This is a genomic window from Tenacibaculum aiptasiae (genome assembly GCF_008806755.1).
Classification (GTDB): Bacteria; Bacteroidota; Bacteroidia; order Flavobacteriales; family Flavobacteriaceae; genus Polaribacter; species Polaribacter aiptasiae.
Window position 1 is genome coordinate 1 of record NZ_WAAU01000035.1, and the last position, 17,294, is coordinate 17,294.

A 17,294-nucleotide genomic window follows, 5' to 3' on the forward strand; every position below is an offset into this window, starting at 1 on the left:
ATCCTTGGCCTCGGTTTGTTGGTAATTTGGGAATTTTTTCAAGCAAAAATATTTTAATTAAAAAGAGATAAGAATAGTTCGCTCTTATCTCTTCTTTACATTATTGGTTCCAAGCATAAATACATACTCCATTTGCGCACGCTGATGGACCCGAAAAAAGGTTACAATCTGAAGCACTATTACAAGGTTCCACTAGTGTTCCATCACCTCCTTTAATAATTTGTTGTTCTGCTTTTTTTAAAGCTTTTCCTAAATTTAAAATTGATTTTTTCATAACTAAATGATTTTTAGATTAATATTTTTGTTTAAAAACAAATACAATTAGCAGAAGTTCCATAACCCCAAGCATTAGGTCTCCATATACCTCCTGTGTCACCACACTCACTTGGTGTACAACATCTTTTATCTCCAGAACTTACTAAGCATTTAAATTTGATTGGAGAAAGAATTGGATTACCTCCAAAAATTTCTTTTTGACTTTCTCTATTTAAAGCTTTTCCTATATTTAAAATTGAATCTTTCATTATTAAAAAGGTATTAATTGACAATAAAACTCTGAACAATGTCTACCTGAATCTTCACATATACCATCATGATTCCTATCACACTGTTTTCTACCTCCGTTAATAGTTTGTAACTCCGCTTTATTTAAAGCTTTTCCTAAATTTAAAATTGATTTTTTCATAATTAATATTTAAAAAAAATTATTTTTGCGGTGAACATTTTAAAGACACTCACCTTTGTGTCTATTCTTCGCGAGAGAATTTTGTTCTAATTCAAAGCCCTTTATTAGGGCTTTGCCTTTTTAGTGTATTTTTATGATACTGTTTTCATTGATATAATAGGTTGACTATTTTCTTCTAAGTCTTCTATAAAGAAAATTAAATCTGTTCGGTTGTATTCTTTTGGAAATGATTTCCCGTTTATTAAAATTTCTGGGGTAAAATTGATTCCATTCTCTTTACACCAAACATTTTCTTTTTCTAATTCACCAATATATACAGTAGAGTCTGAACATGCATTCCATTTTTGCAACCATACTGAAGGTTTCTCTCCTTCATAAATTTCATCCATTGCTTGTAAACATTGAGGTGCTCCTTGAGTATTATAAATTTCAAGTAATCGGCTTGTAATTTTAACAACATCACTGTTCGTGTCCTTAGTACTAATGTTAAAGCGTACCTTTATTTTTACATTGTTTTGATATCTATTTAAAATAGCATCTATATGTTGATGAACTGGTTTACAATGTCCACAAAAAGGATTGGTTACAATTACTATTTCTAATCTTGAATTTAGATTTCCGAATACAATTTCTTTGCTATCGTTTAGTTGAGTGTTTAATTGCGGTGCTTTGTGCAATAAGCTTTCAAATAAAGTGTAGTTTCTTTTAAATTTCACATTCTCTATCTTCTCCTTTTTTAATTGATTCACATCAGTAATTAAAGGTTTTATATAGAACCAAGTTAACCAAGTAGCTACAGCTACAAAGCCAAACAAAACAACATCAGTAAGTATAAAGCTATTGATATAAGTACTCGTTAGTACAGGTATTAAAGCTTGTAACCATAATACTCCTACAATACTTAAACATAACAAACACCATTTCTTTACTACTGCATATTGATAGTAAATAGAATATAAGGTAATTGGAATTGCTACTAAACTTATAGTATATGAAATAACAGGGTTTGCTGCTTGGATAAAAGTCAAGGCTGTTAACCCCATGAAATATAGAATACTAAAATCACTTAATTTATATCCTTTTATAATTTCAGCTCCTTTGGAAGTTAATACTGCATCACAATCTTTTTTATCATCTGCTCCAGAACAAAAAGCATCTCCAATGGATGTTTTTAAACCTAGTTCTTGTTTTACAATAGCAATACTTGTTACTAATCCCACAACAGAAAGTAATAAGTAGGCTACTGTGTATAAAGAAGGAGTACTTTGATAAATCATGAACAGTGCTAATAATGATAAGGCTCCTAGAGCAAGGACACTTGTTACATTTGAAGATGTTTTTACAGAAGTACTTTCTTCTGTTTTTTCAACAGCAACAATAATTCCTGTAAACTTTTGAAGGAAATCATTTTCTGAAAGTTTTTCTTTTTTATTATCTGAATCATACAAAGTATAATCTAGTTTCTTTCTTTCAACAACAATTAAGTCTTTACCTTTTTCTGTATTTACTTGCGCTATAAAACAATCAGGTAATTGTAATAAAGTTTCTGTATTCACAGGCACATCAGCAGCAACGTTTTCTATATTAAAATGATCTAAAACTCCTGTTATTGCATGTAAACTTGGATAAGAAGGATGACTTTGAATTTGAAATGATAATTCCTCTTTATCAAATGATATTCTATTTTTTTGTAATAATCTTTGTACTAAATTGATTAATGTGTCTTTCAAAAGTTGTATTTTTTATGTAGCTATTTTTAGTTCTCTTCAAATCTATTTTTAAACCTTTAAAAAAAAGTTTAAAAACCCGTAAAAAAAGTAAGGTTTTACCTTACTTTTATTTTTTTATATCACGCCTATCTCTCTGGCCTTAAGTATCAACTCTCTATCTCCTTTATTCTTAACTCCAAACACCTTACGTAATTGACGTTTTCTCTTTTCAATACTTGCTACAGAAAGAGGTATATAGTTTGGTAAGTCTTTCATTCTTGAACCTATTGACAATTCGTACAATATTTTTCTGTCCATAGAATCTAATAAATATTCATTTGAAATCTTTTTTCTCAACAACTTTAAAACAGTCCTACTGTAATAAGGTGTTTCTCTTACCACAGAGGCTATGGCCTCTTGAAAACTATCAGAAGTTAAGTCCTTTTTTATTAAAAAGCCTTCAGGATTTAAATTTTTAAAAATACTATGCACCATATAATTATCGTTGCATGAAGTTGATACAATCAATTTAGTTGTTGGTAATAGTTTTCTAACTAAGATTCCAAAATCTAAACCTGATAATATCCTTTTATCTTCCGTAGGTGGAAGCTTTAATTCCAAGATAATAAAGTCTAAATATGATTCTGTCTCTATTATCCTTTTAACAACATCAAATGCTCCTTCATAATTATAGGCTACATCGATATTGAACAAATAAATCTCGGTATCTTTAAAAGGGGTTAATATTTCTTTGTACTTTTCACATATAAGTGGGCAACTATCTACAATCAATGTAGATTTTTTCTCTTTTTCCATAATAATATAGTTTCGGGGGATCTAATTTCATAATAGACTAATAATGTTCTATTAACTAACTCATAACTTTTAATTTTACGACTTGAAAGTTATAGAAAGAATTTCACTTATACAAAAAAGCACAAAATAATCCTTCAAAAAAATTCTTTATCTTTAACAAAAAAAGAAAAAGCTATGTTAGTAAAAGTCTATGGAAGTGCTGTTTTTGGCATTGATGCCACCATAATAATTGTTGAAGTAAATATTGACAAAGGTATTGGTTATCACCTCGTTGGTTTACCTGATAATGCTGTACGAGAAAGTTCTTATCGAATTTCTGCAGCATTACACAATAATGGTTATAAATTTCCTGGCAAAAAAATTATAATTAACATGGCTCCTGCTGATATTAGAAAAGAAGGAGCTTCTTACGATTTAACTTTAGCCATAGGGATACTAGCTGCTTCAAATCAAATACAATTTGATAATATAAATGAGTATGTTATTATGGGGGAACTTTCCTTAGATGGAAGTTTACAACCTATAAAAGGAGCTTTACCAATAGCAATTAAAGCTCGAGAAGAAGGCTTTAAATATTTTATTTTACCTCAAGAAAATGCAAAAGAAGCTGCAATTGTAGATGGCATTGAAATCTTTGGTGTACATAATATCATGGAAGTAATTAATCACTTTAATGGTATTGAACAATTAAAAACTACTTCAATTAACACCCAAGTCGAGTTTGATAATAGAACAGATACTTCTGAATTTGATTTTTCTGATGTAAAGGGACAGGAAAGTATTAAAAGATGTATGGAAATTGCAGCAGCTGGCGGACATAATATTATTTTAATTGGACCTCCAGGGGCAGGAAAAACAATGTTAGCTAAAAGACTTCCATCCATATTACCTCCCATGACTTTACAGGAAGCATTAGAAACAACAAAAATTCATTCTGTTGTAGGTAAAACAAAAAATTCTGGACTTCAATATAATCGTCCTTTTAGATCGCCTCATCATAGTTGTTCCGACATTGCTCTTATTGGTGGCGGAAATAATTTACCACAACCAGGGGAAATATCATTAGCACATAATGGTGTGCTGTTTCTAGATGAATTACCTGAATTTAAACGTGGGGTTCTAGAGGTAATGAGACAACCGTTAGAAGATAGAGAAGTAACCATATCTAGAGCTCGATTTACTGTAAATTACCCAAGTAGTTTTATGCTTGTTGCTAGTATGAACCCAAGTCCTTCAGGATATTTCAACGATGGTAACTCTCATGCAAACTCATCTCCTGCCGAAATGCAACGTTATTTAAATAAAATCTCTGGTCCCCTATTAGATCGAATTGATATTCATATTGAAGTAACACCTGTACCTTTTAAAAAACTATCAGAAGATATAAAAAGTGAGACAAGCGTTGAAATTAGAAAAAGAGTTGTAAGAGCTAGGGAAATCCAAACTAAACGATTTTCTTCTTTCAATACTATTCATTACAATGCTCAAATGAATGTAAAGCAAATTCGTAAATTTTGTAAATTATCAGATGAAAGTAATGAATTACTAAAAAAAGCTATGGAAAAACTAAATCTTTCTGCAAGAGCTTACGATAGAATTTTAAAAGTTTCTCGTACTATTGCCGATTTGGCTTTATCTAATGATATTCAATCGCATCATATTACAGAAGCTATTCAGTATAGAAGCTTAGATAGAGAAGGTTGGTTAGGGTAATTTACAAAAAGGTTTGCTCTAATTTAAAAATTAGTAATTTAGCATGCTAAATCCTTAAATTAAACTTAACATCTAATGAAAAAAATAGTTTATTTAATGGCTATAGCCATGACTATTGTTTCTTGTAAAAAAGAACCAAATAACTTCGTTACATTTTCTGGAAAAATTACCAATAAAAACTCTGATTCCATATTAATTTCCAATCCTCAATTAAAATTTAGTCGTGCAATTAAAGTTGATGATCAAGGAATGTTTAAAGATACAATGAATGTCAAAGATGGATTTTATCGTCTTTTTGACGGAAAAAAAGCCACTGCTTTATATTTGAAAAATGGTGCTATAATTAACATGTCCTTAAATGGAAATGAGTTTTATGAAAGTATAGCTTATACAGGTGAAGGAGCTTCAGAAAGTAATTTTTTAGCTAAATCTACTTTACTAGAACAAGAGCTTTTTAAAAATCAATCGCTTTTTAATTTACCTCAAAAAGAGTTTGATACTAAAATAAATGCTTTTGTTGATGCCTTTAATAAAAGAATCAAAGAAACTAAATTAGATTCTACTTTTGTCGCAGCTCAAGAGAAAAACATTAAAGGTTTAACTCAATATGTAAACAAAACTCATGCTAATAATTTATATGTTACCACTAAATTAGCTCAAGGTGCTGAATCTCCTAAATTTGTAGATTATGAAAATTATAAAGGTGGTACCACTTCTTTAGATGATTTAAAAGGTAAATATGTTTATATAGATATGTGGGCTACATGGTGTAATCCATGTAAGCAAGAAATCCCTTTCTTACAAAAAGTTGAAAAACAGTTTCACGGTAAAAACATTGAATTTGTAAGTATTTCTGTTGATAGTGAAAGAGATTATGAAACTTGGAAGAAAATGGTTTCTGATAAAAACTTATCAGGAATTCAACTATACTCTAAAAGAGATAAAACTTTTGCTGATGCTTATAGAGTAAACAGTATTCCTCGTTTTATTTTAATTGACCCTCAAGGAAAGATTGTGACTGCAAATGCTCCTAGACCATCAAATCCAAAATTAATTGAATTATTCAATTCTTTAAAGATTTAATAAATCAAGAAATATTAAAAAATAAAAAACTCGTCAATTGACGAGTTTTTTATTTCATAACCTTTAATTATTCTTCTTTAGATTCATTAAAAATAATTATCTTTGCTGCATGAATTTTTCAGTAAAAGAAACCTTATATAAAATCTCTTGTGAAAATCGCAACTGCTACCAATTAGATTTAGGTTATAAAGTAATTGATTTTACTTTTTGTCAATTATTAGCTTTTCGAAAAAAGATACTTCACTATTCTTCATATGAGTCTATAGAAAACATTATTGAAGGAGATAATTATATACTTCTTTTTGCTGCCGATAATAAGCATCTTTTATTACTAGATGTACCTCAAATTTTAGAGCTAAGAGAAACTGTATTATCTGCTTTTAGATAAATACAGACCTTTACTAAGACTATTTTTAAATTAACCTCCTCTCCTTTTTTAAGGCTATTTATTCTGTATCTTTATCCTAGTTACCAGCAACACTAAAAATAAGATAATATGGAAACAGCAATAAGAAGAGATATGATTTTAGATGTAGAAGTAGTGGATTTGCTAAACCATCAAATAATGATGGAGCAAAAAGCCTCTTCTAAATATTTAGCTATGGCATCATGGTGCGATCAAAGAGAACTTAGAAATAGTGCTACTTACTTCTATAATCAAGCAGAAGAAGAAAGAGCACATATGATGAAAATATTCAAGTTTGTTAATGATAACGGTGGTAGTGCTTTATCTCCAACAGTAGATACTATTACTCACGAATATGAGAGCTTACGAGCTGTTTTTGAAGCTTCTTTAGATGCCGAAATTGAAGTTACAAAATCTATTCACCATGCATTTAAAACTGCAAGAAAAGTAGGCGATTTTACTTCTGAAATCTTTTTACAATGGTTTGTTACTGAACAAGCTGAAGAGGAAGAAAAAGTAAGAGATATTTTAGACATGATAGACCTAATGGACGATATGCCTTTAAAAATGGTTGATGAACGTATTCCAACTGCTTAAAAAGCATATTAATTAAAGAAAACAAAAATAAAAAAGGTTCGTATTTTCATACGAACCTTTTTATTATCTCACACCTAGCTAGTCAATTGAATTAATCAAACACAAAAATTTAACTAATTTTAATTTTATACTTCATTTTCATTGATGAATAAAAAAGCAGTACTTTTGTTTTAAACACTGCTTTAAATGAAAAAGACATCATCACTAATAGTCTTATTATACTTATTAATAACTATTAAAATGACTGCTCAAATCACTCTATCTCAAAACATTGGAAATGAGCTTACAAAAATAAACCCTTCAAGGTGCGACGGAAATGAATTTTGGGCTAGAACATTTACACTTTCAGATTTCGGTATTTTAACTACAGATCAGTTTATTATCAGATCTGGTCAAATAGCAATCAGTAATTCATACAAAGGGGCTCAAATTTATTTCACAATATTCTCCATAGATGATAATTTCCCTAATTCTGAAATAAAGCAATTAGGTTATGGAGGTTATGTAAAAGCACCTGAAATAGGCAACATTCCTGAAATTGTTAAAATTCAATTCAATTCTCCTATTGTTATCCCTTCTAATATCAAAAAAATAATGGTTGTTGCTACTCAATTAGACGACATTTATAACCCTAATTATAAAAAAGTTCTTATTGCTGGTACAGATAAAGATAAGGATAAATCTTGGTTTAAAGGTTGTGGAAATCATATATACAATTCTACAGACAAATTAACAAACCCAATAACTACTAACGCTAATTACTTTTTAAATGTCACAGGAGAAAAACTAAGTACCATAAATTCCAACTCCAATTTAAACTTATCTCATAATATAGGAGATTACCCTATACAAACAAGTATGTTTTCTTGTACATCAAGCTATCAATATTGGGCTAGAAAATTTAAACTTAAAGATTTTGGAGTTAGTCAAAATGAAGAATTTATAATAAAAAAAGGCTTTATAGGTTTAAGCGGTGCTGAGTGGTTATCTACAGTCCAATTTAATATTTATAAAATAGACGATAATTTTCCTTCTTCTTTTTCAGAATCCGATCTAATAGGGAGCAGTCAAATAGAAGAAGTACCCTATTTTGGGTATAGTTATTTGGGAGATAGAGCAAAAATATTTTTAGTAGATTTTAAAACCCCTATTACTATACCTTCTGATGTTAAAACTATACTAATTGAAGTCCATAAAGGTATATCGTATGGTGATGGAGAAGCTTTTATAGCTGGAACAGAAAAAGATAATGATAACTCATGGTATAGAGGTTGTAACGGAGATGTTTCTGGTAAATATAAAACAACAAAGGATTTATGGGGAAATATACCTGAATGGGACAATATTAACTTTTACATTACTGTCAATGGAGAAGTTAAAACAATCCTTCCTTTTGAAGTTATTAATGACTATTCTAACTGCTATAAAACTATAAGTAACTTTAACCTATCTAATAATAATGAAATAAAGTCTGTGACTTGGGATTTTGATGACCCTTTATCTATTAATAATTCATCAAAAAGTATTAAAACTTCTCATCAATTTTCTTCTCCCGGAGTTTATAATGTTAAGGCAATTGTATGTCATAAAAATGGTAAAACATATACTATTTCTAAAAAAATTCAAGTTTATGAAACACCTATTATTAGTTCATCCGTTTCATTAAAACAATGCGACAATATTGATTTTGATGGATTCACATACTTTAATTTAAATGAGGCAAAAGCTAAAATAATTTCTAACCAAGAAAATTACACAATTACTTTTCATAAAGAAAAAATTCATGCTGAAAGTAATATTAACAAAATATCTAACCCTAGTTCATATACAAATCAAAAAGCCAGTAATGATATTGTATGGGCAAGAGTAGAAAATAGTTATGGATGCTTTCAAGTAAGTGAGATTAACTTAATTATTTCAACAACTCAAATTCCTAGCTCTTTTTCAAAAATATTTTATAAATGTGATGATGGTCTTAATACTAAAGACGGAATTGCAACATTCGATTTTAGTTCTGTTACTCAAAATGTAATGAATTTATTTCCAAGTAATCAAGAACTTATTATCAAATATTATAAAAATGAGAATGATGCTTTATCAAAATCTAATGAAATAAAAAACATCAACAATTATCAAAATACAGAATCCCCTAACAGCCAAAATATTTACATAAGAATAGATAATAAACTAAATAATAACTGTATGGGAATAGGGCATCATATTACATTAAACGTTGAAAAAAAACCTATTGCAAATCCTATTTCATTAAATCCTGAATGTGATAACGACAAAGATGGAGTATTCAATTTTGATACATCTACTATTCATAAAACAATTATTGGTAATCAAACTAATGTAACTGTACAATATTTTGACAAGGATAATAATCCTTTACCCAGTCCACTACCTAATCCTTTTTCTACCCCTACACAAAAAGTTACAGCTAGAGTTTTAAATATAACATCAAAAGTCCCTAATGGTCAGTGTTATGATGAAACATTAATTAACTTTGTAGTTAATACAACACCTACTTTAAGTAGAGTTCCTGCACAAAAAAAATGTGATAGTGATTTTGATGGCATTGAAAGTTTTGATACTTCAACAATAGAAAATACTTTACTAGGAAATCAGACAGGCATGGTAGTAAAATATTTTGATGAAAATAATAACCCTTTACCTAGTCCATTGCCAAACCCTTTTACATCTTCAACACAAACTATAAGAGTTAGGGTTGAAAACCCTAAATATTCATTATGTTTTAATGAAACAACTATTGATTTTGTTGTTAACGAAAAGCCTTATTTCGAATTAGATACTCAAACCATCATTTGTACTAATATTAGTTCATCAATAGACATAACAGTACTAAATCCTAAAGGAAATTATTATTATACATGGAAAGATGAAAATGGTAACATTATTAGTAATAATATAAAAGCAAAAGCATCCAAAGGAGGAAACTATTTTGTAACAGCTATTTCTAATTTTGGTTGTGAATCCGATACAAAAATCATTAAAGTAATAGAATCTAGTGTATCTTCAATTACCATTAATGATATAGAAATTACTGATGATTCAGAGAATAATAGTATTAAAATAAACACCTCAAATATTGGTTTTGGAAATTATGAATTCAGTTTATTAGATTCTAATTCAAATACAATATATGATTATCAAAAAATTCCTTTTTTTGATAATTTAAAAGGTGGTATTTATACTATACTTATAAAAGACATTAATAAGTGTGGTGTACAGTCCTTTGTAATTTCTATAATTAGTTACCCTAAGTTTTTTACTCCAAATCAAGATGGTGTTAATGATACTTGGCATATTTTGGGTATAGGAAAAAGCTTTTACAAAAAAGGAGATGTAAAAATTTATAATCGTTTTGGTAAGCTATTAAAAACTTTATTTATTGATAGTTCTGGCTGGGATGGTACTTCTGAAGGAGTAAAACTACCTTCTAATGACTATTGGTTTTATGCTGAACTTACTGACCCAAAAGGTACTGTCATTACAAAAAAAGGTAGCTTTAGTTTAATTAGAAAGTAAATAAAAAGGTTCGTATTTTCATACGAACCTTTTTTATTTCTATACTATATATTTTAGTATCTGTAGTGTTCTGGTTTATATGGACCTTCAACAGTTACTCCAATATAAGATGCTTGATCTTCACGTAATTCAGTTAACTCAACACCAATCTTAGCTAAGTGTAATTTTGCTACTTTCTCATCTAAGTGCTTTGGTAACATATATACTTCATTCTTATATGCATCAGCATTGTTCCATAACTCGATTTGAGCTAATGTTTGGTTTGTAAATGAGTTAGACATTACAAAACTTGGGTGACCTGTAGCACATCCTAAGTTTACTAAACGTCCTTCTGCTAAAATGATAATATCATTTCCTTTTACTGTATACTTATCAACTTGAGGCTTAATTTCAACTTTAGAATCACCATAAGTTCCATTTAACCAAGCCATATCGATTTCATTATCAAAGTGACCAATGTTACAAACAATCGTCTTATCTTTCATTGCTTCGAAGTGCTCTCCTCTAACGATATCTTTGTTTCCTGTAGTAGTAATTACGATATCTGCATTTCCAACAACAGTTTCTAATTTCTTAACTTCAAAACCGTCCATAGCAGCTTGTAAAGCACAAATTGGATCAATTTCAGTAACAGTAACAATAGAACCAGCTCCACGGAAAGAAGCAGCAGTACCTTTACCTACATCTCCATATCCACAAACTACAACTCTTTTACCTGCTAACATTACATCTGTTGCTCTACGAATAGCATCAACAGCAGATTCTTTACATCCGTATTTGTTATCAAATTTAGATTTAGTAACAGAATCGTTAACGTTAATTGCTGGCATTGGTAAAGTTCCATTTTTTACTCTTTCGTATAAACGGTGAACTCCTGTAGTAGTTTCTTCAGATAATCCGTTGATTCCTTCTGCTAACTCAGGATATTTATCTAATACCATGTTAGTTAAATCTCCACCATCATCTAAAATCATGTTTAATGGCTTACGATCTTCACCAAAGAATAACGTTTGTTCTATACACCAGTCAAACTCTTCTTCGTTCATACCTTTCCAAGCATACACTGGAGTACCAGCAGCAGCAATAGCAGCAGCAGCTTGATCTTGTGTAGAAAAGATGTTACAAGAACTCCAAGTAACCTCAGCTCCTAAAGCTTGTAGAGTTTCAATTAAAACCGCAGTTTGAATCGTCATGTGTAAACATCCTGCAATTCTTGCTCCCTTTAAAGGTTGCTCATCTTTATACTCTTCACGTAAACTCATTAACCCAGGCATTTCAGCCTCTGCCAATTCAATTTCTTTTCTTCCCCAATCAGCTAAAGAAATATCTTTAACTTTGTAAGGAACGTATGTAGCGGTTTTTGTGCTCATATTTTTGTATATTTATGTATCTAAAATTTTGAGTTGCAAAATTACGAAATAACTTTCTAAAATATGCCTATTCACAAAACATTAACGGTAAACGAAACTTCTAAAGTATTGATTTGGAAGATTGAAGAGTCTTTTGAAGATTTATCTAAAGACATTGAACTTACGAAAAGTAGTAGCGAACGTGTTAATAATATGAAGTCTGATTTACACAGAAGAGGCTTTTTAAGTGTTCGTCAATTGCTAAAAGAAGTAGGTTACACTGATGCCGATTTAGTGTATGATGAGTATGGTAAGCCACATTTAAAGGATGGAAATTTTATTTCTATTACACATTCTTTTACTTTTTCAGGTATTATTATTTCAAGTAAAAAACCTGTAGGAATAGATATTGAGAAGCAACGCGACAAAATTGTAAAAATTGCGCATAAATTTACTCCTATTGAAGAATATAAATCGATAGCCAACCACGATGCTTTGGTGAGTAAGCTAACTATTGTTTGGGGTGCTAAAGAAAGTTTGTACAAAATTTATGGTAAGAAAAAATTACTCTTCTTAGAAAACATTTATATAGAAGACTTCTCTTTTGACACCAATCAAACTACCGGTAAAATTTTATATGAAGGTGTAACTTCCGAATATAATATTCACTTTTTAGAAACGGAAGGGTTTACTTGTGTGTATGCTAGTTAAAATTTAGGATTTTTAAAACCCTATATTATAGCATACTACACTATATTTGTTCTCCTAATTTATTTTTACAATGAAAATATCTGTTGAATTGACTTTGACTCCTCTTCAAAATGAGTTTGAACAGCCTATTATCGACTTTATAAAAAAACTAAGAGCATCTGGATTAATCATTCTTGAAAATCCTTTAAGCACTCAAGTGTATGGTGACTATGATAAAGTAATGCAATTGATTACTTCCGAATTAAAAAATTCATTTGAATTGATAGATAACGGAATCTTATTAATGAAAATTGTAAAATCTGACCGCAGCGATTATGAACCAAATTTTTGATTTCCTTTTTGGCCAATATGCAACTTATGATCCTTTAGATATTTGGCTAGAAATTATTGCTGTAATTTTCGGTTTTTTATCTGTTTGGTATTCTAAACAGAATAAAATTTGGGTTTTTCCAACTGGAATGATTAGCACCTCTATATTTGTTTATTTGCTCCTCAAATGGCAACTACTGGGTGATATGATGATTAATGGATACTATTTTATCATGAGCGTTTATGGTTGGTATATTTGGACTCGTAGGGTTGATGAAACTCATGTTACTCCTATTTCAAGAACCACTACTAAAGAAAAGAAAACAAGTATTATTATTTTTTTAGCAACACTAGTTTTTGTGTATGGTGTGTATACTTATTTCGACAAATGGAATAATTGGACAGCATATGTAGACACCGTTACCACTGCCGTATTTTTTGTTGGAATGTGGTTAATGGCAAGAAGAAAAATAGAAAACTGGATCTATTGGATTATTGGAGATTTAATTTCTATACCACTATATCTATACAAAGGATTCACTTTTACTAGTTTTCAATATTTAATTTTCACCTTTATTGCCGTTTCAGGTTATTTATCATGGAAAAAGCACTTAGACAACAAAACATCAACCTTGTAAAGGTTGTTTTATTCGGACCAGAAAGTACTGGAAAAACTACACTTTCAGGACAATTAGCGCGTCATTATAATACCGTTTGGGCTCCTGAATTTGCTCGTGATTATTTACAAGACAAATGGAACAACGAACGTAAAGTTTGTGAACAAAAAGATATTATTCCTATTGCTGAAGGTCAAATAAAATTAGAAAACGATTTAGCTAAAAAAGCCGATAAAATTTTAATTTGCGATACCGACTTATTAGAAACTAAAGTATATTCTGAAGAATATTATGGAGGTTTTGTAGACCCAATTCTTGATGAAGCCGCTATTGAAAACACCTACGATATTTATTTCTTAACTTATATTGATACTCCTTGGGAAGCCGATGATTTACGCGACAGACCTGAGCAACGTTTAGAAATGTTTACTGCTTTTGAAAACACTTTAAAGAAATACAATCGTCCTTATGTTTTATTGAAAGGAGATAAAGAAACACGTTTTAAAAAGGCAGTTCAAATTATTGACGAAATTCTTTCTAAGAAAGAAAACCTATATTCTTTTTCTGATACTTTAACAGATTTAGACATGCATTTTATGCATCAGAACATAGATACTACCGATTATTCTTTATAATATGTATATCCCAGAACTACTAAAAGAATTAAACTTTAAAGCTATTCGTAGTTCTGGTGCTGGTGGTCAGCATGTAAATAAAGTCTCTTCTAAAATTGAATTAACTTTTGATTTAGAGAACTCTAAATTTTTATCTTCTGAAGAAAAACAATTATTGATTAAGAATATCTCTAATCGTTTAACGAAAGAACATACCCTTGTTCTTTTTTGTGATGAAACTAGAAGTCAACACACCAATAAAGAACTTGCTATAAAACGTTTTCTTGAAATCATAAAACAAGGCTTAAAGAAACCTAAGGCTAGGAAAGCTACCAAACCTAGTAGAAGTTCAATCTTAAAAAAGGCAGAAAACAAAAAGCAACATTCTTTAAAAAAAGCACTTCGAAAGAAACCAAAGCTCGATTAGCATTTCACTTCTATAAAACAACTGGTTATTTAGAAAAATTCTCAATTGTTTGTATGCTATTATAAAAAACAGCTTTACCTTTGCACTGTTCTCGTAAAGGGGTGCCCAATATAGGCTGAGATCATACCCAATGAACCTAGAACAGGTAATGCTGTTTAGGGATTTAATTGTTATTACAAAGAGAGGTAAATTTACCTTGTAATTAATACTAATGAAGTAAAATCTTCATTGTAAACATCTTGTGATAACAAAACAATTATTCAAACCAAAACAACGAATAATTACCTCTTTTTATTCAATTTTATTTTATAAAAAATGAGACCGATGTCTTTTATTAAAAAAATGAAGATTTTATCTTCTCTAATGCTATTATTTGCAGCGTTTACTGCAAATTCTCAAAACTTTATCCTATCTGGTAAAGTAGTGAATAGCCAACAAGAACCTCTTGTAGGGGCAACTGTTGCTGTAAAAAGCTTAAAAAAAGGAACTTCTTCCGATTTTGAAGGAGGCTTTAAATTAAGCCTTGCCAAAGGAACTTATAATGTTACCGTTTCATATGTTGGTTTTAAAACCATAACTCAAAAAGTTGATATCACAGCTAATCAAACAGTAAACTTTCAATTAACATCTGATGCAAATGTTTTAGATGAAGTATTAGTATCAGCAGTACGTGTAAAAGCTGACGCCCCTGTAACACATTCTAATTTAACTAAGAAAGAAATTGCAAAACGTAACTTAGGACAAGACATTCCTATTTTAATGAATTATTTACCAAACGTTGTTTCTTCTTCTGATGCAGGTGCTGGTATTGGTTATACCTACATTCGAGTTCGTGGTTCTGATGCTTCTCGTGTAAATGTTACTGTAAATGGTATTCCTTATAACGATGCTGAAAGTCAAGGTACCTTTTGGGTAAATATGGGAGACTTTGCTTCTTCTACTCAAAGTTTACAATTACAACGTGGTGTGGGTACCTCAACAAACGGTTCTGGTGCATTTGGGGCTAGTTTAAATATATTAACTGATGCTGTTGCTGAAGAAGCTGGTGGGGAAATTTCTAACTCTTTTGGTTCTTATGGAACTAGAAAACACACAGTAAAATTTACTACTGGTAAAGTAAACGAGCATTTCGAATTTGCTGGACGTTTATCTAACATCTATTCTGATGGATATATTGATAAAGCTTTTACCGATTTAAAATCGTACTTCTTACAAGGGAGTTATACAGATGATAATACTTTAATTAAAGCTTTAGTTTTTGGAGGTAAAGAAAAAACTTTCCAAGCTTGGGCAGGAATTGATCTTAAACAATTACAAACAAACAGAAGATTCAATCCTTATACCTACGATAACGAAACTGATAACTACCAACAAGACCACTACCAATTACACTGGAATGAAAAGATTAGTGAAAACTGGTCTACTAATATTGGTTTAAACTATACACGTGGTAAAGGTTATTTTGAACAATACAAAGCGGGTAGAGATGCTGCTGATTATAACAATTTAATTGTTGACGGAAGTGATGTTATTGTAAGAAGATGGTTAGATAACCATTTCTATGTTGCAAACGGAAACGTAACATATAAAAAAGATAACTTAGAAATTATTACTGGTGGTTCTTATAGTAAATATGACAACGATCATTACGGAGAAGTAATTTGGGGAAGCGATTTAGCTCCAAATGCAAACATTAGAGATCACTACTATGATAGTGCTTCGAAAAAAACAGATTTAAGTATTTTTTCTAAAGCTACTTTTAATGTTACCGATAACTTAAAAGCTTTTGTAGATATTCAAGGAAGGTTTGTTAATTATAAAACTTCTGGTTTAACTTCTGATAGAGACCCTATTAATGTAGACAAAGATTATAACTTCTTTAATCCTAAAGCTGGTTTAACATATAAAGTGAATGATGAGCATAGTTTATACGTTTCATATGCAAAAGCAAATAGAGAACCTAATAGAAATGACTTTGAAGGAGGAAATTCTAAACATGAAAGTTTAGACGATTACGAATTAGGTTGGCGTTTATCTACTCCTGTAGCTAAGATAAATACCAATATATATTATATGGATTACCAAAACCAATTAATTTTAACAGGAGCTATTGACCCTAACACAGGAGAACCTTTAAGAGCTTCTAGTGGTAGCAGTTATAGATTAGGTATAGAAATAGATGCTGATCTTAAATTATCTGAGCAAGTTTCTATGCGTCCAAATATTGCTTTTAGTAAAAACATCAATAGAGATTATCACGCTAAAATTGACGGGGTTTTACAAAACTTAGGAAACACTACAATTACTTTTTCACCAGATATTGTTTTCGGAAATGCACTTGTATATAAACCAGTAAAAAACTTACAATTAGCTTTCTTATCTAAATATGTTGGAAAACAGTTTATGAGTAATTTAGATAGTAGAGTTTCTGATTTAGATGTGTTAGAAGGATTCTTTACAAGTGATTTAAATCTTGTTTACGAAATTCAAACAAACAAAATATTTAAATCGATTGTATTTACTGCTTTAGTAAACAATATTTTCAACAAAGAATATGTAGACAGGGGTTATTACTTTACGTATGACGATACTTGGACTAACCCTGGTACTACTAAAACTGTGGATGGTTCTGGATACTATCCTCAAGCAACTAGAAACTTTTTAATAGGTGCTACCTTAAAATTTTAAATGGGAAAATTGCTTTGA

General features: G+C 30.0%; 17 protein-coding genes. 11 read left to right on the forward strand and 6 right to left on the reverse strand.

Annotation, left to right across the window (positions count from 1 at the left end; translation table 11 throughout):
* Positions 1–100: 100 nt before the first annotated feature.
* The 5 genes from F7018_RS18580 to F7018_RS16895 all read right to left on the reverse strand — a co-directional run bounded on the left by F7018_RS18580 (position 101) and on the right by F7018_RS16895 (position 3,210).
* Positions 101–274 (reverse strand): BRCT domain-containing protein, encoded by a 174-nt coding sequence (locus tag F7018_RS18580; protein ID WP_175578768.1) that lies wholly within the window; start codon positions 272–274, stop codon positions 101–103.
* 31 nt (positions 275–305) lie between these two features.
* The gene (locus tag F7018_RS16885) at positions 306–524 is read right to left on the reverse strand and encodes a hypothetical protein (RefSeq protein ID WP_150901282.1); all 219 of its coding nucleotides are present in this window, start codon (positions 522–524) and stop codon (positions 306–308) included.
* Positions 525–526: 2 nt separating this feature from the next.
* Positions 527–685 (reverse strand): hypothetical protein, encoded by a 159-nt coding sequence (locus F7018_RS18585; RefSeq protein ID WP_175578769.1) that lies wholly within the window; start codon positions 683–685, stop codon positions 527–529.
* A gap of 131 nt (positions 686–816) precedes the next feature.
* The gene (locus tag F7018_RS16890) at positions 817–2,415 is read right to left on the reverse strand and encodes a vitamin K epoxide reductase family protein (RefSeq protein WP_150901283.1); all 1,599 of its coding nucleotides are present in this window, start codon (positions 2,413–2,415) and stop codon (positions 817–819) included.
* Positions 2,416–2,529: 114 nt separating this feature from the next.
* Positions 2,530–3,210, reverse strand: a complete 681-nt coding sequence (locus F7018_RS16895; protein ID WP_150901284.1) for a response regulator transcription factor — start codon at positions 3,208–3,210, stop codon at positions 2,530–2,532.
* Between the two features lie 174 nt (positions 3,211–3,384).
* Here F7018_RS16895 and F7018_RS16900 point away from each other — a divergent pair, with 174 nt between their 5' ends.
* From F7018_RS16900 to F7018_RS16920, 5 genes are all read left to right on the forward strand, one after another.
* Positions 3,385–4,923, forward strand: coding sequence for a YifB family Mg chelatase-like AAA ATPase (locus tag F7018_RS16900; protein ID WP_150901285.1), 1,539 nt, complete (start codon positions 3,385–3,387; stop codon positions 4,921–4,923).
* Between the two features lie 75 nt (positions 4,924–4,998).
* Positions 4,999–6,006 carry a TlpA family protein disulfide reductase gene (locus F7018_RS16905; protein WP_150901286.1) on the forward strand — a complete coding sequence of 336 codons (1,008 nt, stop codon included), beginning with the start codon at positions 4,999–5,001 and terminating at the stop codon, positions 6,004–6,006.
* 109 nt (positions 6,007–6,115) lie between these two features.
* Complete coding sequence (locus F7018_RS16910) at positions 6,116–6,394, forward strand: hypothetical protein (RefSeq protein ID WP_150901287.1); 279 nt, start codon at positions 6,116–6,118, stop codon at positions 6,392–6,394.
* 108 nt (positions 6,395–6,502) lie between these two features.
* Complete coding sequence (locus F7018_RS16915; protein WP_150901288.1) at positions 6,503–7,009, forward strand: ferritin; 507 nt, start codon at positions 6,503–6,505, stop codon at positions 7,007–7,009.
* Between the two features lie 186 nt (positions 7,010–7,195).
* The gene (locus tag F7018_RS16920) at positions 7,196–10,561 is read left to right on the forward strand and encodes a T9SS type B sorting domain-containing protein (RefSeq protein WP_150901289.1); all 3,366 of its coding nucleotides are present in this window, start codon (positions 7,196–7,198) and stop codon (positions 10,559–10,561) included.
* A gap of 53 nt (positions 10,562–10,614) precedes the next feature.
* On the opposite strand, the gene ahcY is transcribed toward F7018_RS16920, so the two are convergent.
* Positions 10,615–11,931 carry an adenosylhomocysteinase gene (ahcY, locus tag F7018_RS16925; RefSeq protein WP_150901290.1) on the reverse strand — a complete coding sequence of 439 codons (1,317 nt, stop codon included), beginning with the start codon at positions 11,929–11,931 and terminating at the stop codon, positions 10,615–10,617.
* A gap of 63 nt (positions 11,932–11,994) precedes the next feature.
* Between ahcY and F7018_RS16930 the strand changes: the two genes are divergently transcribed.
* From F7018_RS16930 to F7018_RS16955, 6 genes are all read left to right on the forward strand, one after another.
* The gene (locus tag F7018_RS16930) at positions 11,995–12,621 is read left to right on the forward strand and encodes a 4'-phosphopantetheinyl transferase family protein (RefSeq protein ID WP_150901291.1); all 627 of its coding nucleotides are present in this window, start codon (positions 11,995–11,997) and stop codon (positions 12,619–12,621) included.
* Between the two features lie 70 nt (positions 12,622–12,691).
* On the forward strand, positions 12,692–12,952 hold the full coding sequence (locus tag F7018_RS16935; protein ID WP_150901292.1) for a hypothetical protein: 261 nt from the start codon (positions 12,692–12,694) through the stop codon (positions 12,950–12,952).
* On the forward strand, positions 12,936–13,568 hold the full coding sequence (pnuC, locus tag F7018_RS16940) for a nicotinamide riboside transporter PnuC (RefSeq protein WP_150901293.1): 633 nt from the start codon (positions 12,936–12,938) through the stop codon (positions 13,566–13,568). Before F7018_RS16935 ends, pnuC begins: the two co-directional genes overlap by 17 nt.
* Positions 13,529–14,182: an AAA family ATPase gene (locus tag F7018_RS16945; protein WP_150901294.1), complete on the forward strand. Its 654-nt coding sequence runs from the start codon at positions 13,529–13,531 to the stop codon at positions 14,180–14,182. The genes pnuC and F7018_RS16945 overlap by 40 nt, the downstream gene beginning before the upstream one ends.
* Before the next feature lies 1 nt (position 14,183).
* Positions 14,184–14,588 (forward strand): alternative ribosome rescue aminoacyl-tRNA hydrolase ArfB, encoded by a 405-nt coding sequence (gene arfB / locus F7018_RS16950; protein WP_150901295.1) that lies wholly within the window; start codon positions 14,184–14,186, stop codon positions 14,586–14,588.
* Between the two features lie 342 nt (positions 14,589–14,930).
* Entirely contained in the window at positions 14,931–17,276 is a 2,346-nt protein-coding gene (locus F7018_RS16955) for a TonB-dependent receptor (protein ID WP_150901296.1), read from the forward strand.
* Positions 17,277–17,294 lie beyond the last annotated feature (18 nt).